This window comes from Rhizobium sp. BK377 (assembly GCF_014193935.1).
GTDB lineage: Bacteria > Pseudomonadota > Alphaproteobacteria > Rhizobiales > Rhizobiaceae > Rhizobium.
The window spans coordinates 237162-260752 of record NZ_JACIAC010000008.1; the positions used below are offsets into that span (position 1 = coordinate 237162).

General features: G+C 60.5%; 24 protein-coding genes. 15 read left to right on the top strand and 9 right to left on the bottom strand.

Annotation, left to right across the window (positions count from 1 at the left end):
- Window positions 1-224: 224 nt before the first annotated feature.
- Complete coding sequence (locus FHT92_RS26545) at window positions 225-1010, top strand: rhomboid family intramembrane serine protease (RefSeq protein ID WP_183830893.1); 786 nt, start codon at window positions 225-227, stop codon at window positions 1008-1010.
- A gap of 97 nt (window positions 1011-1107) precedes the next feature.
- Complete coding sequence (locus FHT92_RS26550) at window positions 1108-1542, top strand: CBS domain-containing protein (RefSeq protein WP_183747104.1); 435 nt, start codon at window positions 1108-1110, stop codon at window positions 1540-1542.
- Between the two features lie 55 nt (window positions 1543-1597).
- Here FHT92_RS26550 and FHT92_RS26555 read toward each other — a convergent pair whose 3' ends face one another.
- The 3 genes from FHT92_RS26555 to folE all read right to left on the bottom strand — a co-directional run bounded on the left by FHT92_RS26555 (window position 1598) and on the right by folE (window position 3776).
- The gene (locus FHT92_RS26555; protein WP_183830895.1) at window positions 1598-2566 is read right to left on the bottom strand and encodes a patatin-like phospholipase family protein; all 969 of its coding nucleotides are present in this window, start codon (window positions 2564-2566) and stop codon (window positions 1598-1600) included.
- A gap of 116 nt (window positions 2567-2682) precedes the next feature.
- Window positions 2683-3135, bottom strand: coding sequence for a phosphoribosyl-AMP cyclohydrolase (hisI, locus tag FHT92_RS26560; protein WP_183747107.1), 453 nt, complete (start codon window positions 3133-3135; stop codon window positions 2683-2685).
- A 26-nt stretch (window positions 3136-3161) separates the two neighbouring features.
- Window positions 3162-3776, bottom strand: coding sequence for a GTP cyclohydrolase I FolE (gene folE / locus FHT92_RS26565; protein WP_183747109.1), 615 nt, complete (start codon window positions 3774-3776; stop codon window positions 3162-3164).
- Window positions 3777-4115: 339 nt separating this feature from the next.
- Between folE and FHT92_RS26570 the strand changes: the two genes are divergently transcribed.
- From FHT92_RS26570 to FHT92_RS26590, 5 genes are all read left to right on the top strand, one after another.
- Window positions 4116-4562 (top strand): iron-sulfur cluster assembly scaffold protein, encoded by a 447-nt coding sequence (locus tag FHT92_RS26570; protein ID WP_183830897.1) that lies wholly within the window; start codon window positions 4116-4118, stop codon window positions 4560-4562.
- Between the two features lie 3 nt (window positions 4563-4565).
- Window positions 4566-4970, top strand: a complete 405-nt coding sequence (yidD, locus tag FHT92_RS26575) for a membrane protein insertion efficiency factor YidD (RefSeq protein WP_183830899.1) — start codon at window positions 4566-4568, stop codon at window positions 4968-4970.
- 1 nt (window position 4971) lies between these two features.
- On the top strand, window positions 4972-5499 hold the full coding sequence (locus tag FHT92_RS26580; RefSeq protein ID WP_183747117.1) for a DUF1697 domain-containing protein: 528 nt from the start codon (window positions 4972-4974) through the stop codon (window positions 5497-5499).
- A 121-nt stretch (window positions 5500-5620) separates the two neighbouring features.
- Window positions 5621-7627 carry a threonine--tRNA ligase gene (thrS, locus tag FHT92_RS26585; RefSeq protein WP_183830900.1) on the top strand — a complete coding sequence of 669 codons (2007 nt, stop codon included), beginning with the start codon at window positions 5621-5623 and terminating at the stop codon, window positions 7625-7627.
- A gap of 124 nt (window positions 7628-7751) precedes the next feature.
- Window positions 7752-8576 (top strand): lysophospholipid acyltransferase family protein, encoded by an 825-nt coding sequence (locus FHT92_RS26590; protein ID WP_183830985.1) that lies wholly within the window; start codon window positions 7752-7754, stop codon window positions 8574-8576.
- A 27-nt stretch (window positions 8577-8603) separates the two neighbouring features.
- On the opposite strand, the gene FHT92_RS26595 is transcribed toward FHT92_RS26590, so the two are convergent.
- Window positions 8604-9707: a hypothetical protein gene (locus FHT92_RS26595; protein WP_183830902.1), complete on the bottom strand. Its 1104-nt coding sequence runs from the start codon at window positions 9705-9707 to the stop codon at window positions 8604-8606.
- Window positions 9708-9820: 113 nt separating this feature from the next.
- On the opposite strand from FHT92_RS26595, the gene FHT92_RS26600 reads away from it, so the two are divergent.
- The 3 genes from FHT92_RS26600 to FHT92_RS26610 all read left to right on the top strand — a co-directional run bounded on the left by FHT92_RS26600 (window position 9821) and on the right by FHT92_RS26610 (window position 12261).
- A complete protein-coding gene (locus tag FHT92_RS26600; RefSeq protein WP_183747128.1) occupies window positions 9821-10405 on the top strand; it encodes a nitroreductase in 585 nt (194 codons plus the stop codon).
- Window positions 10405-11007, top strand: a complete 603-nt coding sequence (locus FHT92_RS26605) for a flavin reductase family protein (protein WP_183747130.1) — start codon at window positions 10405-10407, stop codon at window positions 11005-11007. The genes FHT92_RS26600 and FHT92_RS26605 overlap by 1 nt, the downstream gene beginning before the upstream one ends.
- A gap of 123 nt (window positions 11008-11130) precedes the next feature.
- The gene (locus FHT92_RS26610; protein WP_183830904.1) at window positions 11131-12261 is read left to right on the top strand and encodes a DUF2336 domain-containing protein; all 1131 of its coding nucleotides are present in this window, start codon (window positions 11131-11133) and stop codon (window positions 12259-12261) included.
- Here the strand turns inward: FHT92_RS26610 and FHT92_RS26615 are convergent.
- Window positions 12258-12665: a hypothetical protein gene (locus FHT92_RS26615; RefSeq protein WP_183747134.1), complete on the bottom strand. Its 408-nt coding sequence runs from the start codon at window positions 12663-12665 to the stop codon at window positions 12258-12260. The genes FHT92_RS26610 and FHT92_RS26615 overlap by 4 nt on opposite strands.
- 128 nt (window positions 12666-12793) lie before the next feature.
- Between FHT92_RS26615 and FHT92_RS26620 the strand changes: the two genes are divergently transcribed.
- Window positions 12794-13255 carry a GNAT family N-acetyltransferase gene (locus FHT92_RS26620; RefSeq protein ID WP_183830906.1) on the top strand — a complete coding sequence of 154 codons (462 nt, stop codon included), beginning with the start codon at window positions 12794-12796 and terminating at the stop codon, window positions 13253-13255.
- A 21-nt stretch (window positions 13256-13276) separates the two neighbouring features.
- On the opposite strand, the gene FHT92_RS26625 is transcribed toward FHT92_RS26620, so the two are convergent.
- From FHT92_RS26625 to parE, 3 genes are all read right to left on the bottom strand, one after another.
- On the bottom strand, window positions 13277-14458 hold the full coding sequence (locus tag FHT92_RS26625) for an AI-2E family transporter (protein WP_183830908.1): 1182 nt from the start codon (window positions 14456-14458) through the stop codon (window positions 13277-13279).
- 115 nt (window positions 14459-14573) lie between these two features.
- Window positions 14574-15710, bottom strand: coding sequence for an esterase-like activity of phytase family protein (locus FHT92_RS26630; RefSeq protein WP_183830910.1), 1137 nt, complete (start codon window positions 15708-15710; stop codon window positions 14574-14576).
- A gap of 244 nt (window positions 15711-15954) precedes the next feature.
- The gene (parE, locus tag FHT92_RS26635) at window positions 15955-18027 is read right to left on the bottom strand and encodes a DNA topoisomerase IV subunit B (RefSeq protein ID WP_183830912.1); all 2073 of its coding nucleotides are present in this window, start codon (window positions 18025-18027) and stop codon (window positions 15955-15957) included.
- Between the two features lie 204 nt (window positions 18028-18231).
- Here parE and FHT92_RS26640 point away from each other — a divergent pair, with 204 nt between their 5' ends.
- From FHT92_RS26640 to FHT92_RS26655, 4 genes are all read left to right on the top strand, one after another.
- On the top strand, window positions 18232-19116 hold the full coding sequence (locus FHT92_RS26640) for an alpha/beta hydrolase (RefSeq protein ID WP_183830914.1): 885 nt from the start codon (window positions 18232-18234) through the stop codon (window positions 19114-19116).
- 104 nt (window positions 19117-19220) lie between these two features.
- Complete coding sequence (gene tpiA / locus FHT92_RS26645; RefSeq protein ID WP_183830916.1) at window positions 19221-19991, top strand: triose-phosphate isomerase; 771 nt, start codon at window positions 19221-19223, stop codon at window positions 19989-19991.
- Window positions 19992-20099: 108 nt separating this feature from the next.
- Window positions 20100-20642, top strand: a complete 543-nt coding sequence (gene secG / locus FHT92_RS26650) for a preprotein translocase subunit SecG (RefSeq protein ID WP_183830918.1) — start codon at window positions 20100-20102, stop codon at window positions 20640-20642.
- Between the two features lie 143 nt (window positions 20643-20785).
- Window positions 20786-22414 (top strand): CTP synthase, encoded by a 1629-nt coding sequence (locus FHT92_RS26655; RefSeq protein ID WP_183747150.1) that lies wholly within the window; start codon window positions 20786-20788, stop codon window positions 22412-22414.
- A gap of 63 nt (window positions 22415-22477) precedes the next feature.
- Here FHT92_RS26655 and FHT92_RS26660 read toward each other — a convergent pair whose 3' ends face one another.
- Window positions 22478-23566, bottom strand: coding sequence for a citrate synthase/methylcitrate synthase (locus FHT92_RS26660; protein WP_183830920.1), 1089 nt, complete (start codon window positions 23564-23566; stop codon window positions 22478-22480).
- Between the last annotated feature and the right edge of the window lie 25 nt (window positions 23567-23591).

A 23591-nucleotide genomic window follows, 5' to 3' on the forward strand; every position in this document is an offset into this window, starting at 1 on the left:
AAATCCGGCGAGTTAAGGTTAAGAAAGGGTTTCGCTTGAGCGCTGGGGCCGATCATGAGACCGTCTGTCCATCACTTCGAACAGTGAAGTTCTGCACAAAGACTGCCAGGGGAGGGGTCATCCTTCGGGGAGCCCTGGCAAGCCGTCCGGCCAGTTCCGGACGGCTTCTTTTTTTTTGATGTCGGCTCCTGTATGGCTGTGGCCTGCAACGAGGCGATGAGAGCATGAACGAACAGACGTCCGGGCCTGAACAGGCATTCCAGCCTTCCCAGCCCGAACCGCCGGCCCGGCCGCCGCGCCAGCCGGTCTTCAATCTTCCGTCAACGCTGCTTGCCACGCTGCTGCTGTTGGTCTTGATCTACACCGGGCAGTCGCTACTGTCTCCCGACTGGCTTTCCTGGTTTCTGTTCAACTTCGGCTTCATTCCGCTGCGCTATGCCGTTTCGCTTGCGGAGCAGGGGCCGCAGCTCTACTGGACGCCGGTCACCTATTCATTGCTGCATGGAAGCATTGAGCATATCGTCTTCAACAGCCTGTGGCTGATGGCCTTTGGCGCGCCGGTCGTACGCCGGATCGGAACGTTCCGCTTTATCATTTTTTGGATTCTTTCCGCCGTCGCCTCGGCGGCGCTCCATGCGGCCCTGAACTGGGGCAGCGAAGGGCTGCTCATCGGTGCATCGGGTGTAGTCTCGGGTCTGATGGGTGCAGCCTGCCGCTTTGCCTTCCCTTCCGGGCGGCAGATGGTCCGCCCCGCGCATCTCAATCCGCGACTGTCGGTGCTGCAGGCGATGCAGAACCGCACGGTGATCATCTTCACGCTGCTCTGGCTGGTCGGCAACGCTCTGATCGCCGTCGGCATCCCGCTCCTCGGCGACGGCAGCCAGGAGATTGCCTGGGATGCGCATATCGGCGGTTTCGTCTTCGGCTTCTTCCTTTTTGCGCTCTTCGACCTGAAGCCGCCTGAGGAGTATTTTGAAGAACCTTTGCCCGACGACGAGTTGCAATCATGATCCAACAAGTGCACCATTGACCTCCGCGATGGGAGGAGAGACCGCCGCGGAGCCTGTGTTTCCGAGAAGTGTTTCACTTTCGCCATAGGAGGTCCATATGGCCAATTCCGTCAAAGCAATACTCGATCTGAAAGGTCGTGACGTCGTCACCGCAGGGCCGAACACCACGGTTTCGGAGGCGGCTGCGATTCTCAGTAAGAAGAAGATCGGCGCGATCGTCGTCGTCGGCATGGAAAACAAGATTTCCGGCATGTTCACCGAGCGCGATCTCGTACATGTCATCGCCAAGGCCGGCAAGGATGGGCTCGATCAGACGCTTTCTTCCGTCATGACCTCGAAGGTCCTGCGCTGCAACGAGCAGACCTCGGTCAACGAGCTCATGGAGCTGATGACCAGCAAACGCTTCCGCCACGTTCCCGTAGAAACCAACGGCAAGCTTGCCGGCATTATTTCGATCGGCGACGTCGTGAAGTCGCGCATTGCCGAAGTCGAGCGCGAGGCCGAAGAGATTAAGGCCTATATTGCGAGCTGAATGACCGTTGTTCTACCAATTCCGGACGCTGCTGCGAACTGGAATTGCTTAGGCGTCAGGGATGCCTGGCGTAGAGTTCCTGCATACGCTGCAGCTCGGGCAGCCTCGCCCGGGCTTCCTCATAGCCACGTTCGATGGCTTCCCCCGCACGATGAAACTCCGACAGGCCGATATCCGACAGGCGCGGCTGCAGCGAAATGTCTGGCGGGTCGCCGGCAAGGCGGGCTCGGGCGATACGATCCTGAATGATGTTGAAGGCCTGTACCATGACACCGGTCATGCCCATCCTGGCGGCATAGGGCGCCTCCCTCTGCTGCTGCACTTCGGCCGGCGAGAGGCTAGCATTGTGGCGGACCACGGCGGAGCGGCCATAGAGGTCATAGTTGAGGTTGACGGCGACGACAAGCGGCTGCTCATAGCTTCGGCAGACGGAAACCGGCACGGGATTGACGAGCGCGCCGTCGACCAGTGTGCGGTTATTGCTGCGCACCGGCTCGAAGATGCCGGGCAGGGCGTAGGAGGCACGTATTGCCGTGATCAGCGAACCGTTGGCGATCCAGACTTCGTGCCCGGTGTTGACCTCGGCCGCGACGGCGACGAAAGGCCGGTCGAGATCCTCGATCGTCAGTCCTTCCAGATGTTCCTGCATGCGTTTAGTGAGCCGCATGCCACCGAAGAGGCCGGAGCCGCCGATCGTCAGATCGAGAAGGCTCGCGATGCGGCGCATGGTGAGGGAACGGGCGAAATTTTCCAGCTCGTCGAGCTTGCCGGCGAGATAGCAGCCGCCGACGAGCGCTCCGATCGATGTGCCTGCGATCATGCCGATCTCGATGCTTGCTTCGTCGAGAGCACGCAGCACGCCGATATGCGCCCAGCCGCGGGCGGCGCCGCCGCCGAGCGCCAGGGCAAGCTTTGCTTTCTTTTCGGGAACGGTGAGTACAGGAGAAATGGGCGTGTCGTCACGCACTGCCGAGCCAGAACCACCCCCGTCGGAGCTTTGACGATTCATACTCCAGCCCAACATGGGATTCCCTCCTCCCGGCAGAACATTTGGGTTCTCATTAACCGCCCCGAACCCTTTCCAAATTGTATATAGAGGGGTCCGGCGTCGCAATAAGGGGCAGGCGGACGAGATTTAGCCTATTTCCCGTAAACGTCCTTGGGATCGAAATGCAGGTCGTCATCGACGATGGTCAGCATGGGCTTGCCATCTTCAAGGGTGATGGTGCGGTAGAAACAGGAGCGACGACCGGTATGACAAGTCGCGTCATGGCCGGCGACCTCGACCTTCAGCCAGATGGCGTCCTGGTCGCAATCGGTGCGGATTTCCTTAACGGTCTGCAGGTTGCCCGAAGTTTCGCCCTTCTTCCAGATCTTGCCGCGCGAGCGGCTGAAATAGTGGGCGATGCCGGTCTGGATCGTCAACGCCAGAGCTTGGGCGTTCATGTGGGCGACCATCAGCAATTCGCCGTCGCCGGCATCGGTGACGATGGCTGTGATCAGGCCGCGATCATCGAAATGCGGCGTGAAATCGCCGGCATCCTCCAGTTCGGATTTATCGTCCGACGGCTGATTGAAAATCAGTTCACTCATCGCGGCCTTCCTGCGGGGAGCCGATATTAACGACCCCGTACCATCGTCATGAATCGCACCTGATCGGCCGGTTCGGTCTTGAACGTCCCTGTAAAGGTTGTCGTCAATGTGGTCGAGCCCTGCTTCTGAACGCCGCGCATGGCCATGCACATATGCTCGGCCTCGATCATGACTGCGACACCGCGCGGGCGCAGCGTTTCGTCGATGGCCTTGGCGATCTGCGAGGTCATCGTTTCCTGCGTCTGCAGGCGGCGCCCGTAAATCTCGACGACGCGGGCGATCTTGGAGAGGCCGAGAACGCGCCCATCAGGCATATAGGCGACATGCGCCTTGCCGATAATCGGCACCATGTGGTGTTCGCAATGCGAGAAGAACGGAATATCCTTCACCAGCACCATGTCGTCGTAACCGGCAACCTCCTCGAAGGTCCGGCCGAGCACGTCTTCGGGGCTCATCTCATAACCGGCGAAGAGCTCGCGATAGGACTTAGCGACACGGGCAGGCGTATCCAGCAGGCCCTCGCGCGACGGATCGTCGCCGGCCCAGCGCAGCAGGACGCGAACGGCGTCCTCTGCCTCCTGTTGGGAGGGGCGATCGGATTCACGAACGGTCTGCGGAAAATTCTTGACGATGGCGTCCATATTCAATGGTCTCCTGGTCCGCAACGCGGACCTTTTCGGACTAGCCACTGGTACCCCAAGCGGGAATTCTTGCACCTTTGGCAGGCTCCGGGGCTTTCCAGGCTCGCTTTCTCGAACCCTTCCGGCACGGTTTCCCAATCAAACTCAATCGGCAAACTTATTGGTTTCCCAATCAAAGTATCCGGGGCCATTGCATTTCAACGACCCTCGAACGACATACATATAGGAAGACGACCCTGGTATGTAAGTATGCTGTCGTTTGACTGTGTGTTTTTTGTTTACACGACGATCACATAGGAATTAGCGTCTCTTTTAGGCGTTCTTGGAGCCAAATCCGTCATGGACGACATCTATAACAGCAAAATCCTCGAATTTGCCGGCAATATCCCTTTGACCGGCACGCTTAACGACGCGGATGCGAGCGCCCAGGCACATTCCAGGCTCTGCGGCTCGAAAGTGCGCATCTGGCTGAAAATGGATGGCGATACGATCAGCGCTTTTTCGCATGACGTGAAGGCCTGTGCGCTCGGCCAGGCGTCCTCCTCGATCATGGCCCGCCATGTCGTCGGCGCGACATCAGACGAAGTGCGCAAGGCGCGCGAGGATATGCTCGCCATGCTGAAGGCGGATGGGGAAGGGCCGGATGGACGGTTCGCCGAGATGCGCTATCTCCTTCCCGTGCGTGATTACAAGGCGCGCCACGCCTCCACCATGCTGACCTTCGACGCCGTCGTCGACGCCATCAGCCAGGTCGAGGCAAAACGCGCTGAAGCCGTCGAGGCGTGAGCTATGTGCGAATTCTGTCTGCTGCGTGAGGAAGAGCAAGACGAGGGCGGTGCCGCCACACCGAAGCCCCGCACCCAGCGGCAGCAGAAATTTTCCCGCAACTACACCGGTCCGTTCAGCAAGACGCCTGACCGCCTTTTCGGTATGGGGCTCATCCGGCTCTATCAGCTGACGCTTTCCGGCTTTATCGGCAATTCCTGCCGGCATATCCCGACCTGTTCCGAATACGGCTATGAGGCCATCGCTCGCCACGGGCTCTGGGCTGGCGGCTGGATGACGCTTTTTCGCGTTGGCCGGTGCGGTCCGGGCGGCACGAGCGGGCTCGACCGCGTACCCGACAAGCTAGAATCCCGTTTCCGCTGGTTTACGCCCTGGCGCTATTTTGCAATCGGACGGAAGGAGGCATGAGGTGTGTACCTTTGTCGCACTCCTGCATAGCATCGTTCTGACCTCCGAGCGGCGCGTGATCATGGAGGATTTGCGGAAGCTTGCCGAAGAGCTCGGCTTTCGCAAACCGCGCACGCTGGTCTCGACCGGCAATCTCGTCTTCGAGGCAGACGAGATGCGGCCGCACGAAGTCGAAGAGAAGCTGGAAGAGGCCTTTGAGGAAAAGTTCGGCAAGCATGTCGATATCATCGTGCGCAGCGACTGCACCTGGATGGCGCTCTGCAGCGCCAATCCCTTCAAGGACGGCGTTGGCGACCAGGTAATCGTGCGCGTCAACCGGCTGCCGATCGACCCGGACAAGGTAGAAGCACTGAAGCCGCTCCTTGCCGAAGGGCAGCGGATGAAGCTTGTCGGCTGCGATCTTTGGATCGACTTCCACGGCAAGCCGAGCCAATCCAAGTTGCTTTCGGCGCTTACGACTAAGCGCATGGGCGTGGGTACGCTGCGCAACTGGAACACCGTGCGCGGCCTTTTTGAAATGGTTCTTTAGATAGGCTTTTCCTTTACTTAGATCCCAAATATCAGTATCAGGCGGCAGCGCATCCTGATGGGATGACGCTTCCGTTTCAACCACCCGCATTCGTTGGCGGGACTGGACAAGGAGAATTTCGATGTCCCAATCCGTTTCCCTGACATTTCCTGATGGTTCGATGCGCAGCTTCGCAGCTGGCGCGACCGGCAGGGATGTCGCCGAATCCATTTCCAAGTCGCTTGCCAAGAGCGCCGTCGCCATTGCGATTGACGGCACCGTGCGCGACCTTTCCGACGCCGTCACCGACGGCAAGATCGAGATCATCACGCGCAAGGATCCGCGCGCGCTGGAGCTCATCAGGCATGACGCAGCACACGTGATGGCCGAAGCCGTGCAGGAACTCTGGCCCGGCACGCAGGTGACGATCGGCCCTGTTATTGAGAACGGCTTCTATTACGACTTTGCCAAGAACGAGCCTTTCACGCCCGACGATCTGCCGAAGATCGAAAAGAAGATGAAGGAGATCATTGCCCGGAACGCGCCCTTCACCAAACAGATCTGGTCGCGCGAGAAGGCCAAGGAAGTCTTCGCCGCCAAGGGCGAGCAGTACAAGGTCGAGCTCGTCGATGCGATTCCCGAAGGGCAGGATCTGAAGATCTACAATCAGGGCGAATGGTTCGACCTTTGCCGCGGCCCACACATGGCCTCGACCGGCCAGATCGGCAGCGCCTTCAAGCTGATGAAGGTTGCCGGCGCCTATTGGCGTGGCGACAGCAACAACGCCATGCTGTCGCGCATCTACGGTACGGCATGGGCCGAGCAGGCCGATCTCGACAATTACCTGCACATGCTGGCGGAAGCTGAAAAGCGCGATCACCGCAAGCTCGGCCGCGAAATGGACCTGTTCCACTTCCAGGAAGAGGGTCCGGGCGTCGTTTTCTGGCATGGCAAGGGCTGGCGTATCTTCCAATCGCTCGTCTCCTACATGCGACGGCGACTTGAGATCGACTATCAGGAAGTCAACGCGCCGCAGGTGCTTGACACGGCGCTCTGGGAAACCTCAGGTCACTGGGGCTGGTACCAGGAAAACATGTTCGCCGTGAAATCGGCGCATGCGATGACGCATCCCGAAGACAAGGAAGCGGATAACCGCGTCTTTGCGCTGAAGCCGATGAACTGCCCCGGCCATGTGCAGATCTTCAAACACGGGCTGAAGTCCTATCGCGAATTGCCGATCCGTCTCGCCGAATTTGGCCTGGTGCATCGCTACGAGCCTTCGGGCGCGCTGCATGGTCTGATGCGCGTGCGCGGCTTCACGCAGGACGACGCGCACATCTTCTGCACCGACGAGCAGATGGCGGCCGAATGCCTGAAGATCAATGACCTGATCCTGTCAGTCTATGAAGACTTCGGTTTCAAGGAAATCGTCGTCAAGCTCTCCACCCGTCCGGACAAGCGCGTCGGCACCGATGCGCTGTGGGACCGGGCGGAAGCCGTCATGACCGACGTGTTAAAGACGATCGAGGCGCAGTCCGAGGGACGGATCAAGACCGGTATCCTGCCGGGCGAGGGCGCCTTCTACGGGCCGAAGTTCGAATATACGCTGAAGGACGCGATCGGGCGCGAGTGGCAGTGCGGCACGACGCAGGTCGACTTCAACCTGCCGGAACGCTTCGGCGCCTTCTATATCGACAGCAATTCGGAAAAGACGCAGCCGGTGATGATCCATCGCGCCATTTGCGGCTCGATGGAACGCTTCCTCGGAATCCTGATCGAGAACTTCGCCGGCCATTTGCCGCTGTGGGTCTCGCCGCTGCAGGTCGTCGTTGCGACGATTACTTCCGAAGCCGATGGCTACGGTCGGGAAGTGGCGGATGCGCTGCGCGAAGCCGGGCTGCATGTCGAGACCGACTTCCGTAACGAGAAGATCAATTACAAGATCCGCGAACATTCCGTTACGAAAGTTCCCGTCATCATCGTCTGCGGCAAGAAGGAAGCGGAAGAGCGCACGGTCAATATCCGCCGCCTCGGCAGCCGGGAGCAAACCTCTATGTCGCTGGAATCGGCGATCGAAAGCCTTGTCCTGGAGGCAACACCGCCCGATATCCGTCGCAAGCTCGATGCAAAGAAGGCCAAGGCAGCCTGAAGGCTGCCTTTTGGACAATGACAGCGCCCGGCAGCGATCTGCCCGGCGCTGTCAGAAATCTGACATGCAACATTTTATAGCCGCCACAAATAGGGACGGGGTTTTCATCCCGACAGGCATTCGTGTGCGCTTCAGAGAGCTTTCCTACGCGAACGAACGGGATCCACGCCTCAAGCGCTGGCTCATCCGATCCATAGAAGGCCTTTCCGGCCGCGACCGCTATGTGCGGCTCTACGATATCTGGCGCAGCGATATCGTCGGCAAGAGCGACCGCGTCTTCGGCAAGATGCTCGACCTCATCAATGTCGAGGTCGATGTGAAGGGCAACTGGCCGCTTGCGCCCTTGCCGGAAGAACCGATCGTGATCGTCGCCAATCACCCTTTCGGCATCGGCGACGGCATTGCGGTGCTGGCGCTTGCCGAACAGCTCGGCCGTCCATTCCGAGTGCTGATCCATAACGATCTCCTGAAGGTGCCGGAGATGGCGCCTTACTCGCTGCCGATCTCTTTCGAGGAAACCAAGGAAGCGATGGCGATGAATATGAAGAGCCGCCACGAGGCCGTTCGCCTGCTGAAGGAAGGGACGACGATCGTGGTTTTCCTGGCCAGTGGTGTGGCCACTGCCAAGAAGGGTTTCGGCCGCGCCGAAGATCTGCCATGGAAGATGTTCCCGGCCAAGCTCATCCAGGCGGCGCGCGCCAGCGCGCTGCCGATCTATTTCGAAGGCCAGAACGGCCGGCTCTTCCATCTCGCCAGCCGGGTTTCGATGACGCTGCGCCTGTCGCTGCTGATCCGCGAGTTCCGCCGTCTCTCGGGCAGCACGATCATCGCGCATGTGGGAAGGGTATTGTCCTGGGAAGAATTAAGCAGCGGCAGCGACCGAAAGGATCTGCTCGCTCGCCTCTTTGACGCCGTCTTCTCGATGGCGTCAAAGAGGCGGGCGAGCTGAAAACTTCCCGAACGTCCGGATCCGGCTTCAGTCGAGGCTGGCGCCGTCGCCGTTTTGAAGATCTTCGTAGGACGGCAAGGGCGGCTGCGGCGGGATCTCGTCGCCCGGCTGAGGCACGCCCTTCGGCCCGGCCGCGGCCTGTCCCGGCGGTAGGGCCGTGGCGGCTGGAGCAATCGGCTGCTGGGCCTGCTGGTCCTTCATCAGCACTTCGACATCGGTATTGACGCCGGCAACGACAGTGAAATCACGCTGATAGATCTTGTCCTTGTTGCGGGCGACCGCTGTGTATTCGCCTTCCGCCAGCACCATGGTCGGAAAGGCGCTGACACTTTCGCCAACACTGTCGCCGGCCGCCGTCAGGATCGACCAGGCGGTATCGGCGATCGCTTCGCCGCCGGCTTCCGAAACCAGCTTGAAATTGATCTGAGCGGCCCTGTGCTGGATCGTCGCTTCGGTGAGCTTGCCGGCTTCGACCTGGATATCGGCGCGGATCGTGGCGTTGACGTTGCCGTATTCGGAAACGACGTGATAGGTGCCGGCATTGAGGCGCACGACCGTATTCGGCGGTACATCGGCCATCACAAGGCCGCGCTCACCGTCGTCGCGGACTTCGGCGGAATAGATCGAGAAGCTCAGCTGGTTGGGTCGAATACGGACATCGGAGCCGGAGACGGCATTGAGCAATAGGCCGCCGGCATCGAGGATCATGACTTGCTTGTCGACTTCGCTTGCATCCGGCACCGTCAGCTTCTTGGTAACGCCGGCGCGGCCGAAGGAGACGTTGACGAAATAATCGCCGGCAGCGAGCTGGAAGGCTGCCGTGCCTCCGCGGGAACTGGCGATGAGCGGCAACTTGCCATCGGCTCCGGCAACCGGACTGAAGACGTACCAGGAAAGCCCGTCTTCGACAGGCGCGCCATCGGCCGTCAACTTCGCCTCCAGCGAAACGTCACGCAGGCGCAGGCCTTGTGCCGCTCCCGGCGCGACGAATGCGTTGAGCTTCGGCATTTTCGGCGTCGATTCGAGCTGCTTGAATTCCTTGAAGGCGTCCTGAGCTGCAGCGCCGAATGGCGTCAGCAACATCAGAGCAATAGCAAGGCCAATTCGTGCAAAAGGCAAAATGCCAAACATCCTGTTCGTGAACCGATTGACTTCTGAAATCGCAAAGTCCACTTCAAGACCAATGGCATGGCAAATTCAAGACCTGTGGCCAACCTCCGCATATAAATGAGAGCTTCCCCTGCATGAAATCCGACATCAAGCTGATCGATTATCTCGCCGTGCGCCGTTCCATCCCTGCATTCCAGATGTGTGAACCGGGACCGGCAAAGGAAGAGATAGAGGAAATTCTACGCCTTGCATCGCGCGTTCCCGATCACGGCAAGCTCGCCCCCTGGCGCTTCATCGTCTATCGCGGCGAAGAGCGTGTAAGGCTCGGCGAAGAGCTGCTGAAACTGGCGCTCGAAGCCAAGCCCGATCTTTCCGAGGAAATGATCCAGGTGGAGCGCACGCGCTTTACGCGCGCACCCGTCGTCGTCGGCATCGTCAGCAAGGCCGGCCCGCATATCAAGATCCCCGAATGGGAGCAGATCATGTCGGCCGGCGCGCTCTGCCTCAACGTCATCCTGGCCGCCAATGCGCATGGCTACGTTGCAAACTGGCTGACGGAATGGTTTGCCTATGACGAGCGTGCCTACCCGCCGCTCGGCGTCCACCCGGGTGAAAAGGTCGCCGGCTTCATCCATATCGGCTCCAGCACATTCCCGCCCGTCGAGCGTCCGCGTCCCGAACTAACCGAGACGGTCACCTGGGTCGGCGGCGAAGTGTGATGTTCTATACGACGGATACCAATCAGCACGGGCTGGCGCACGATCCTTTCAAGGCGATCGTTGCGCCGCGTCCGATCGGCTGGATCGGCAGCAAGGGCAGGGACGGGTCAATCAATCTCGCCCCCTATTCCTTTTTCAATGCGGTCGCCGACAAGCCGAAGCTGGTGATGTTTTCGTCGAGCGGGCATAAGCATAGCCAGCAAAACGCCAGGGAGACCGGCGTATTCACCTGCAATTTCGTCAGCCGCAATCTGGCGGAGCAGATGAACCTGACCTCTGCTGCCTTACCTTACGGCACCAACGAGTTCGAATTCGCAGGGCTGACTCCAAAACAGGCGGAACTCATCGATGCGCCCTATGTGGCTGAGGCTTTCGCCGTATTGGAATGCAAGGTGACCGAGATCATCGAGCCGAAGACACTGTCCGGCCAAGCATCTGAGAATGTCTTCGTCTTTGGGGAAGTTGTCGGCATTCATATCGATGAAACCATCATCAGGGATGGCCGGTTCGTTGTGGCGTTGGCGCGGCCGATCGCGCGCATGGGGTATATGGATTATTGCGAGGGCAGCGAGGTGTTCGAAATGTTCAGGCCGAAAGTCTGAACACGACGCAAGGCTTGAGCAAAAGCTAACAAACATGGTGAACCAATAATAAACTTTTTCCGGCTACCGTCCCTGTATTGAATAAGACGCGACCGAATCGCGTTCAGTACCCGGGGCGTGGTCGTGATCATTGAGGCATTTCTTCGTTGGGCCGAAACGGCCAAGGCCGCTGACAGGGCGGCCGCTGCGAGTGCTCTCGGACGCGTCTATCTCAAATCGGAAATGTCAGATGACCGGCGCGCCGCTGCGGAAAAGGCGATGACCTATCTGCTCGACGATCCGTCGCCACGTGTGCGGCTTGCGCTCGCCGAGGCGATAGCCTGGGCACCGCATGCGCCGCGCAACATCATTCTCTCGCTCGCCGAGGACCAGCCGGAAATCGCCTGCCACGCGGTGACATGCTCGCCGATTTTGACGGATGCCGACCTGGTCGATCTCGCAGCACGCGGCAGCAGCGCAACACGGATGCTCATTGCGGCACGCGCCTATGTCACGCGTCCTGTTTCGGCGGCGCTTGCCGAAGTCGGTGACGAGGACGAGGTTCTCTGCCTCCTGGAAAACGATAGCGCCGCGATTTCCGCCCAGTCCCTGAAGCGGATTGCCGAGCGGCTCGGCGATATCGTCGACATCAGAAACCTGCTTCTCGACCGCATCGATCTGCCGGCCGATGCCCGGCAGCTTCTGACACAGCATGTCAGCAATGCGCTGGTCGGTCTGCCGCTGGCGCAGGCGGCAATCGGCCTCCAGAGGCTGCAGCGCATCAGCCGCGAGGCGACGGAAGCAGCGATCGTTTCCATTGCCGGCGATATCTCACCGATCGAAGTCCCCGATCTTGTCGAGCATCTTCGCCTGAACGACCGGCTGACGCCGTCCTTCCTCATGCATGCGCTCTGCTGCGGCAAGGTGGAGTTCTTCGCCTGTGCCATCGTCAATCTATCTGGCTGCAACGATCGCCGCGTGCGGGCAATCCTTGCCACGGGCCGCATGCATGCCGTGCGCGCGCTCTATGAATCGGCCGGCCTGCCGCGTGATATCAGCATCATCTTCGTGGAAGCGACGTTTCTGTGGCGCGAAGCTTCGCGCAAGACGGCAACCTCGCTTCTCGGCAGCGTCTGCGGGCGCCTGCTTCAGAAATTCCACAACCGGGTCGGGCAACACGACGCTGTCGGCGAGTTGCTCGATATGGTCGAAAAGCTGCATGTTGCCGAGCAGCGCCGGTCGGCCCGTGTTTATGCCTCGCTTGCGGCTGGCTAGTCGTTAAACCGGGCGGCGGCCCAGGAATAGCTTGCAGAAACGAAGTGCAGCGGTTTTGCCAGGGTGTTTTTCACGTCCCGGCCGGAAGGCAGATTGGCGCGCACACGCCCGGCAATAGTATCCACGAAACCGCCAAGGCCATCCCGTTGTTCGGCTACCTCCGGCGCTGCCGGGGCAGCGGGCGCGGGCTTGGCCGGTTCGGCAGCGGCAAGCGACTTAGGCGCCTCGCAGACGGCAATGACGGTCGGATAGCTTGCATTGGCATAGGCCTTCAGCCGCTGCTCGGCCTCGGCATCGCAGGCGACGACGGTTTCCCATTGTTTGTCGACCGTGGCAACGTAATTGCATTGGCTGACGGAATCGTCGCAACCGAGGATCGTCATGGCGATGAGGACGGCTTGCATATTTTGCCTCCATGGCTATTGAGCGTGTCACCACCTTCGAAAGCACAATTCCAACGGAATGAGGGCAGCGACCTGAAGTCCTCGTCATCCAGGGAAAAATCGCTCGTTTCGTTGGAAGAGGAGAGAAAATGTCAGTGATCATCGCTCTGGAATCGCCGCGTCAGGATGGCGTGATCCGGCTTCTCAACCTCTCGGATGCCTATGCACAATCGCTCTATCCACCCGAGAGCAACCACCTCGTCGATATTTCGACGCTGGAAAAGCCGTCCGTCAGCTTCCTCGTGGCGCGCAACGGCAGCGAGATCGTCGGCTGCTGCGCGCTGGTGGAAGCAGGCGACGGAACGGCAGAAATCAAGCGCATGTTCGTTGATCCCGAGGCGCGAGGCCTGAGAGTCGCAAGCCGGCTGATGGACCGGCTGGAGGAAATCGGCCGGGCAAAAGGTCTTGAGGCCATTCGTCTGGAGACCGGCATCTACCAACCCGAAGCGATCAGCCTCTACAGGAAATACGGATATATCGAGATCGAACCTTTCGGCTCCTATCTGCTTGACCCGCTGAGCCTCTTCATGGAAAAGCGCCTTACTGCTTAACCTGCTTCTGCGACCTGGAGATCATTCGGCCGCTCGGTGAACCGGTGGCGCCTGTTCATCGAGGATGACATGCGGGCCTGCATCGGCGGTGCGGACTTCATGTATCCATTCGCGCCAGATCGCGACCAGCAGCGCCATCAGCACAGGGCCGATAAAGAGGCCGAGGAAGCCCATCGTCTTCACGCCGCCGACGAGGCCGAAGAAGGTCGGCAGGAACGGCAGCTTGATCGGTCCACCGACGAGCTTGGGGCGCAGCGTCTTGTCGACGATGAAGAGTTCGACCGTGCCCCAGACGAAGAGGGCGATGCCGGCGACATGTGCGCCGCTCGCCAGCAAATAGACGGATACGAGCGTGAAGGAGAGCGGTGCACCGCCGGGGATCAGCGCCATGACGCCGGTCAGCACGCCGAGGGTGACGGGCGAGGGCACGCCGGCGATCCAGTAGGCAACGCCCAGCACGATGCCTTCACCGATGGCAATCAGCGTCATGCCCATGACCGTCGAGCTGATGGTGGCAGGCACAACGCGGGAAATACGCTCCCAGCGGTTCGGCAGAATGCGTTCGCCGAGCATGTCGATCTGCTTGGAGAAGGAGAAGCCGTCGCGATAGACAAAGAAGAGTGCGATCAGCATGAAGAGCAGCGTAAGGAGCAGGTGAAAGGCACCGCCGCCAGCCGCCAGAACCGCGCGGTAGATGTTGCCGATATGGGCGCCGCTGACTGCCTGGATCAGCTCACCCATGGCACCGGGGCTGCCGATATATTTCGTCCAAAGTTCATCGAGATAGGAGCCAGCGAGCGGGAGCGCGACGATCCATTGCGGCGTCTCCGCCCCGAAGCGGTTGGCGTGGATCGCCCATGCGACCCAGGTGCGCACTTCACCGGTCGTATAGGCAACGGCAAGGCTGATCGGAATGACGAGAAAGGTGACTATGAGGACAATCGCGATTGTCGCGGCGATCGTCGTATTGCCGCCGACGCGGGCAACCAGCTTGCGGTAAAGCGGCCAGCTCGCAAAGCCGATGACGAGGGCTGCGAGTACAGGCACCACGAAGCCGTAAAAGAAATAGACGCCGGCTGCGGCAACGAGCACGAGCAGCCAGCGGGCAGCCGAAATGGAAGGTATCAGCGGCGTACGGATCGTCGCCGAAGGCCCCAGCCATCGCGGCTCCGTATTGGTTTTCTGACGATTAAACACACCCACGCGCGCCTCTTTTTATTGTTGTCCTAGTTTATGGGCTATGAACCGGGCGGTTTCAAGGTCCGCCCGATAAAGCGTGTGCAAAGCGTACTTCTTTGAGCTTTCGATCGCCTCGATATTATTGAGGGCGGCGGTTGATCTTGAAGGCGTAGAACTGACTCTTCTGGCCAGTCGAGAAATTATTGTCCGAACCGAGGATCAGGACATCAGTGCCATCCTTCGCCTTGCCGATTGCCATGGCCTCGATATTGTCCGGCGTCAGGCCGATGGCACGCAGATCCAGCACCTGGCTTTTACGGGCAGGGACGACGCGCTGGTCGTTCTTGGCAAGCGAGGCGATGGAGGAGACATCGGTCGCGCCATCGAGATCCATCATGAAAAGCTTGACGTTGTTGCCGAAGCCCTGGGCATAGCTGCGCTCGACGGCAAGCAGGCGGTGATCATCAAGGGCAATCATTTCCGACATGCCGTTGTCGTTGCCACCTTCGGCCTTCGTGGCGGCCTGAGGGATCGGCGAGACCGGATAGACATACTGAGCCTTGGGCTCTCCGGTTGCGCCGTCATAGCGGACGATGCGCGACAGGCTGCCTGTGGTCAGGCTGGGGTTCGGGCCGTCCTGATAGAGGGCCGCCTCAACGCCGACGAATACATCACCGGATGGAGACACCGCGATATCCTCGAAAGCGAGATTGTCGCGGATGCCGGTCGACTTGTCGGCGGTCGGCGCAAAACCGTCAGGCAGCTTGAACTCGCGCACGAAGGTGCCATCAGGAGAGGTGACGCGCACGAAGGGGGCGATCAGCGCCTTTGCATCACCCTCGCTACCCCAGTAAATGCCGTCCTTGCCGAAGCGGATGGATTCAGGATCGACGGTGCGCGAGGCGAAAGGCTGGCCGTTCTTGTCCTGGAAGGTGACATGCTTGACGACGGTGACGCCCTTCAAGCCGGCGGCGCTGACATCGATATCGAGAGCGTAGAAGCGGGCCGGGGCCTTTTCGGAGCGATCGTCGCTGATGGCAATGTAATGGCCAGTGGCGGCATCGAAATCGAGGCCGGAAATGCCGCCGAATTCAACGCCGTTTTCCATCTGACCGGTCGGGATGACGAATTCACCGAGATAGGAAAGGGAGATCGCAGCGGCGCAATCGCCGAAGGGGCAGGCGGTCTCGACGGTCGCGCCAATATCGGTTGCGAAAACGGAAGCGGTGCTGGACAGGAGAACGAAAGCGGCAGTCGCGAGAAAACGCCTGGTCATGGCAAATATCCGGCAAAGGGTTGAAACAAGAGGGCCGGCGCTGCAGTGACCTCTCGGGAGGGCAGAGCGCCGGCCGTTCTATTGCGCCGGTATTTTGACGGAAGCGTAACGGTTCTTCGTCAGTTCTATGAATTCGCTGTGACTCGACGCGTCTCGCGCTCTTTCAGATTCGCTCCCCGCTTTGAGTCTTTGTTTTTCGCATGTCGTTGTCGCAAAACCGCTGCACACTTTTGCGCGACATGCGTCAAATATCGAGGTCTTCAGCGAAAGCCGCACGTTCCTGGATGAAACGGAAGCGTGCCTCGGCCTTGGTCCCCATCAGGTCGTCGACGGCATTGCGCGTGCCTTCGAAATCTACCTCATCGATCAGCACGCGCAGAAGGGTGCGCTTGGAGGGATCCATGGTGGTTTCCTTGAGCTGAGCGGGCAGCATTTCACCGAGACCTTTGAAGCGGCTGATCTCGATCTTGGCCTTGCCTTTGAATTCCGTCTCCATCAGTTCGGCGCGATGCTCATCATCACGGGCATAGGCAGACTTTGCGCCCTGCGTGATCTTGTAGAGCGGTGGCACCGCAAGGAAGAGATGCCCCCCGCGCACGAGCTCCGGCATCTCCTGATAGAAGAAGGTGATGAGCAGCGAAGCGATATGCGCGCCGTCGACGTCGGCATCAGTCATGACAATGATGCGTTCGTAGCGCAGATCCTCTTCGCGGTATTTCGAGCGCGTGCCGCAGCCAAGCGCCTGGATGAGATCGGAGATCTGCTGGTTGGCCGAGAGCTTCTCGCGGCCGGCGCTGGCGACGTTGAGGATCTTGCCGCGCAGCGGCAGGATAGCCTGGTTGGCGCGGTTGCGCGCCTGCTTGGCGGAGCCACCTGCCGAGTCACCCTCGACGAGGAAAAGTTCGGCGCCTTCGGCAGTGTTCTGCGAGCAATCGGCAAGCTTGCCTGGCAGGCGCAGTTTGCGTACCGCGGTCTTGCGGTTGACTTCCTTCTCCTTGCGGCGGCGCAGGCGTTCTTCTGCTCGCTCGATCACCCAGTCGAGAAGCTTCTCGGCTTCACCCGGATTGTCGGCGAGAAAGTGGTCGAACGGGTCGCGAAGCGCATTTTCGACGAGACGCTGGGCTTCGACCGTTGCCAGTCGATCCTTGGTCTGGCCAACGAATTCCGGCTCGCGGATAAAGACCGAGAGCATGCCGACGGCAGAAATCATCACGTCGTCGGTGGTGATCTGCGCGGCGCGCTTGTTCTGCGTCAGTTCGGCGTAGCTCTTCAGGCCCTTTGTCAGCGCGATGCGCAGACCCGCCTCATGCGTGCCGCCTTCGGGTGTCGGGATGGTATTGCAATAGGAATGAACCTGCGGATCGCCGCCATACCAGGTGATCGCCCATTCCAGCGCACCGTGGCCGGCAACCTTTTCACTCTTGCCGGCGAAGATTTCGCGGGTGACGGTGAATTCCTTGCCCATCGTCGCCTGCAGGTAATCCTTCAGGCCGCCGGGGAAGTGGAAGACGGCCTTGTCAGGCACGTCGGAGCCCTCGGGCAGCACGCCCGGATCGCAGCTCCAGCGGATCTCGACACCGCCGAATAGATAGGCTTTTGACCGGGCCATGCGGAAGACACGGCCCGCATCGAACTTCGCGTGGTCGCCGAAGATCTGCGGGTCGGGGTGGAAGCGAACCTTGGTGCCGCGGCGATTGTGCACATCGCCCAGTTCCTCGATCCCGCCCTGCGGCACGCCGCGCGAGAAGCGCTGGCGGTAGAGCTTGCGGTTACGAGCGACTTCGACTTCGAGAACATCCGACAGTGCATTGACGACGGACACGCCGACGCCGTGCAGACCGCCGGAGGTCTCGTAGGCCTTGCCGTCGAACTTACCGCCGGCATGCAGCTTGGTCATGATGACTTCGAGCGTCGACTTGCCGGGAACCTGCGGGTGGTTCTCGACCGGAATACCGCGGCCGTTGTCGGTGACCGTGAGATAGCCCTGGATATCGAGATGCACGTCGATGAAATCGGCATGGCCGGCCACTGCTTCGTCCATCGAGTTGTCGATGACTTCGGCAAAAAGATGGTGCAGCGCCTTCTCGTCGGTGCCGCCGATATACATGCCTGGGCGCATGCGAACGGGCTCCAGACCTTCCAGAACGCGGATCGAGGATGCGCCGTAATCATCGCCGTTCGACGTCGTCGGGGCAGGGCGTGCGGTAGCGGGTGCCGCAGCCGCGGCGGGCCGTTCGGCGGGTGCTGCAGGCTTTGCAGCCTCCTCCTGCTTCTGCGTCAGGGGCATTCCGGAAAAGAGGTCGTTGCTGTCTTCCATGGAACCGTTCAGATCTTATTCTCGTGAAGGGCCGCCGCTGGCCCACAATAGTCACAGTCCGCGTCGCGTTTGCGAATCAGGGGGATTCTGACAGAAAGCGCCCCGATACGCGACGCGCCCCGGATTTGCGGAGCTTTTCAAGATGTGATTTGCGTTGCCGGGCGCCGAATGGCAAGTCGCGGCAGCTCTATGGGAACCATCTGCATGCCGATGTCCACAAGTCATTGCACCATAATCACTGCAATTGCGGCCTTTTTCCTGTCGGCGGCTGTCACGACCGCCGCGGCCGAGACGTTGCCGCCCTATAAGGACGATCTGTTTTCGGCGCAGACAGTGCTGCAGACGGGCGATGACGGCGCATCGGAAGTAATCGATTACGACGAGATGCGGGATATCAACGGGCGCGACCAGATCCCGCAAAAGCGGGTGCAGCAGAAATATGTCTCGCTCGGCGTCAAGAAGCTGCAGACAGATGAAACGCTGTCGCTCGACGGCATCAGGCTCGATGTCACCAGGGTGGGACCAGCCCAGAACGCCGCCTTCACGGTCATCTTCATCCACGGCCGCGACGGAGACCGGCGGCTCGGCGCAAATGACTATTCCTTCGGCGGCAACTTCAACCGGCTGAAGAACCTTACGGCCGGCAACGGTGGCGTCTATTATTCCCCGACGGTCAAGACCTTCGACGCCAATGGCGTTGCCGCCATTGCCGGGCTGATCCGATATGCGAGCGCGCAGTCTCCAGGCCGTCCAGTTATCCTCAGCTGCGCCTCGATGGGCAGCCAGATCTGCTGGGGCATCGCGCGCGACGCCGGAAGCGTCAAGCGGCTGAAGGGCATGCTGATCATGAGCGGCGTCTCGGACCCGGATTTCGTGAAAAGCCCGTTCTACAAAGCCAAGCTGCCGCTGTGGTTTGCCCATGGCAGCCGTGACCCTGTCTATGCGGCAACCGAGCAGCAGGCACTGTTCGAAAAGCTCGACAAGGCGAAGTACCCGACGCATTTCACGCTCTTTCAGAACGGCAATCATGGAACGCCGATCCGCATGATCGACTGGCGCAGAGTGCTGAACTGGGTTTTGGCGTCCTGAACGGCAGATTCCGGGTCATATAGGGCCTCAAGCCATCCCCGGCGCTTTCTTTTGAGCCACGCTTTTGCTAAGGCCGCCGGATATGCGGATTTTGGGAGAGCAGCATGACACCTGACGTACGCCCGCTCGTGGCGGGGAACTGGAAGATGAACGGCACGCGCGATTCATTGGACCAGATCAAGGCGATTGCCCAAGGCGTCATGGTTCCGTTGTCTGAGAAGGTCGAAACGCTGATCTGCCCGCCGGCGACACTGCTTTACGTCTCGACCGCGCTTGCGACCGACAGCCCGCTTGCGATCGGCGGACAGGATTGCCATCAGGCGCAATCCGGTGCGCATACCGGCGATATTTCGGCTGACATGATTGCCGATTGCTTCGGCACCTATGTGATCGTCGGCCATTCGGAACGGCGCATCGACCATGCCGAGACCGACCATATGATCCGCGCCAAGGCGCAAGCCGCCTATCAGGCGGACCTGACGGCGATCGTCTGCGTCGGCGAGACCGGCGAAGAGCGCGACGCCTATCAGACCCTCGACATTCTCAAGCGCCAGCTTTCCGGCTCGCTGCCGGAGGAAGCAACCGCTGACAATACCGTTATTGCCTATGAGCCCGTCTGGGCGATCGGTACAGGGCTGACACCGACGGCAAAGGACGTGGAAATCGCCCACGCCTTCATCCGCTCCGAACTCGTCCACCGCTTCGGTGACGAGGGCAAGGGCATGCGCATTCTCTACGGCGGCTCGGTCAAGCCCGGCAATGCCCGCGAACTGCTCGCCGTCGACAATGTCGATGGCGCGCTGATCGGCGGTGCGAGCTTGAAAGCCACCGACTTCCTCGCCATCTACGGCACATACGAAGCGCTGCTCGCCTGAAGCGATTGCATATTCCTGGCCGAAGGGCTTGGAATAGCTGATGACCTCATGTAAAGAGCCGCCAGATTTTTACTTTATGTCCGTCCTCAGACGGGCAGGACTGGACCCATGCAGACCGTATTGATTGTCATCCATCTCATGATCGTGCTCGCGCTCGTCGGCGTCGTGCTCATCCAGCGCTCCGAAGGCGGCGGCCTCGGTATCGGCGGCGGATCGGGCTTCATGTCGGCTCGCGGCACGGCCAATGCGCTGACGCGCACCACGGCGATCCTGGCGACGCTGTTCTTCATCACCTCGCTCGGCCTCGGCATCCTGACCCGATACGAAAGCCGACCGACCGATATTCTCAATCGCATTCCGGCAACGAGCGGGCAGGGCAACGGCATTCTCGATTCGCTCGGCGGCGGCAACACAGGGGCTCCGGCCAAGCCCGCCGATAACAGCGGCGTTCCGAATGGCGGCGCTGCGGCTCCGGCACCGGCTGCCCCGGCAACGCAAGCTCCTGCGGCGCAGACGCCAGCAACTCAGGCACCGGCTGCAAGCGCCCCTGCGGCGACCGCTCCGGCTGCTCAGACGACGGCTCCGGCTCAGCCTGAGGCCCCGGCCGCTACCGCGCCGGCACAGCCTTCCGGCGTCCCCACGGTTCAATAAGCCGGTCCAGAAAATAAACCGCCGGCAGGCCCTCGGGTCTGCCGGTTTTCTTTTGTTCAGATTCCTGCGCCACGCACCAAAAGTTCCGGAAAAGAATTTTTGGGCTGGTGGAATCGTTTTTGAAAAGGTATCCGGTGACTCCCATGGCGCGATACGTATTCATCACTGGCGGCGTGGTTTCTTCCCTCGGAAAAGGAATTGCGGCCGCGGCTCTCGGAGCGTTGTTGCAGGCCCGTGGTTATCGGGTGCGGCTTCGCAAACTTGACCCCTATCTGAACGTGGATCCGGGCACTATGAGCCCGACCCAGCACGGCGAAGTCTTCGTCACCGACGACGGCGCGGAAACCGACCTCGATCTCGGCCACTACGAGCGTTTTACGGGGCGCTCGGCGACCAAGACCGACAACATCACCACCGGGCGCATCTACAAGAACATCATCGACAAGGAACGCCGCGGCGACTATCTCGGCGCGACCGTTCAGGTCATTCCGCACGTCACCAACGAGATCAAGGATTTCGTTATCGAGGGCAATGACGATTACGATTTCGTCATCTGCGAGATCGGCGGCACGGTCGGCGACATCGAGGCGATGCCCTTCATGGAGGCGATCCGCCAGCTCGGCAACGACCTACCGCGCGGCACAGCTATCTACGTGCACCTGACGCTGATGCCGTACATTCCGGCAGCAGGCGAGCTGAAGACCAAGCCGACGCAGCATTCCGTCAAGGAACTGCAGGCGCTCGGCATTCATCCCGACATTCTCTTGGTCCGTGCCGACCGGGAAATCCCGGAAGCAGAGCGCCGCAAGCTGTCGCTGTTCTGCAACGTGCGTCCCTCCGCCGTCATCCAGGCGCTCGACGTTGCCAATATCTATGACGTGCCAATGGCCTATCACAAGGAAGGCCTCGACGATGAAGTGCTGGCCGCGTTCGGCATCGAGCCGGCTCCGAAGCCGCGCCTCAATCAGTGGGAAGAGGTCTGCAATCGCATCCGTACACCGGAAGGCGAGGTAACGATCGCGATCGTCGGCAAATATACAGGCCTCAAGGATGCCTATAAGTCGCTGATCGAGGCGCTGCATCACGGCGGTATCGCCAACCGCGTCAAGGTCAAGCTCGAATGGATCGAGTCGGAAGTCTTCGAAAAGGAAGATCCGGCGCCTTACCTCGAAAAGGTCCATGGCATTCTCGTGCCCGGCGGCTTCGGCGAGCGCGGTTCAGAAGGCAAGATCCACGCGGCGCGTTTTGCCCGCGAGCGCAAGGTACCGTATTTCGGCATCTGCTTCGGCATGCAGATGGCCGTCATCGAGGCTGCCCGCAACTTGGCTGATGTGCCCAACGCCTCCTCGACCGAGTTCGGCCCGACCCCGGAACCGGTCGTTGGCCTGATGACCGAATGGGTAAAGGGCAATGAGCTGCAAAAGCGAACGGCCGCGGGAGACCTCGGCGGCACGATGCGTCTCGGCGCCTATAAGGCGGCGCTGAAGAAGGGCACGAAGATTTCGGATATCTACGGCTCTACCGACATTTCCGAGCGTCATCGCCACCGCTACGAAGTCAACATCGACTACAAGGACCGGCTGGAAGATTGCGGCCTCGTCTTCTCGGGCATGTCACCTGATGGTGTTCTGCCGGAGACGATCGAGTATCCCGACCATCCGTGGTTCATCGGCGTTCAGTACCATCCGGAACTAAAGTCTCGCCCGCTCGACCCGCATCCGCTCTTTGCGAGCTTCATCGAAGCGGCCACGGAACAGAGCCGGTTGGTCTAATTATTCGCTGTTACACAATTCCAGCCGCTCCCTTTGAAACGAGGGAGCGGCTTTTTCATTCCGTCATGCCGCTTCCGGCAGTGGTCCCACATAGACCGAGCGTGGACGGATGAGGCGGCCCTCCAAGGCCTGCTCGCGGGCATGCGCAATCCAGCCGACGGTGCGGCCGATGGCAAAGACGCCTGTGAAGGCTTCGCGCGGGAAGCCGAGGCTTTCCAAGAGCAGAGCGGTATAGAATTCCACATTCACATCCAGCGGCCGGTCCGGCTTGCGTTCCCTTAGAACCGCAAGCGCCGCCTGTTCCACCGCCTCGGCAAGCGCAATTCTGGCGGCATTGACCTGGCTGGCGGCAACGAGCGGCTTCAGCGCGTTTTTCAGCGCGTCAGCGCGTGGGTCGCGCACGCGATAGACGCGGTGGCCGAAGCCCATCAGCCGCTCACCGCGATCGAGTGCGGAACGCAGCCAGGGGCCGGCATTGGCCTCGCTTCCTATCCCATCCAGCATATCGAGCACCGGTCCCGGCGCGCCGCCATGCAGCGGTCCCTTGAGCGCACTGATTGCCGCCAGAACAGAGGAGGTGAGGCCGGCACGGGTGGAGGCAATGACACGCGATGCGAAGGTCGAAGCGTTCAGGCCGTGATCTGAGATCGTCACGAGATAAGTGTCGAGGGCTGCGGTCTGCTCGGCACTCGGCATCGCGCCTGAGAGCATGCGCAGGATATCGGTCGACTGTGAGAGGCCTGCATTGGGCTTTACCGGCTTTTCGCCTCGCTGCAGGCGCAGAACCGCCGGCAGGAAGACGGCGGGTGCGGCAAGCAGACGGAGCACGGTATCTATGCCCTCGCCGTCAGGTAGGCGGGCAACAAGAACACGCATGGCATCGACCGGTGGCAGCTTGAGCAGGAGAGTATCGGCAGTTTTGACTTCGGCGAAAACTTCCATTCGCGCCTGGCCGAGCCGGCGGCGCAATTCGCTTGCGTCGAGATGCGGTTCGATCAACCCGTCCAGCAGCAGGGCGGCGACATCTTCATAGGTACTGCGCCCGGCCAGGTGATCCAGGGATACGCCACGGATGATCAGCCGGCCGGCTTCACCGTCGACATCCGAGAGCTGGGTTTCAGCGGCAACGACATCTTCCAAACCATTTTTCATGGGTCTTTCTCCTTTACCGGAGGAA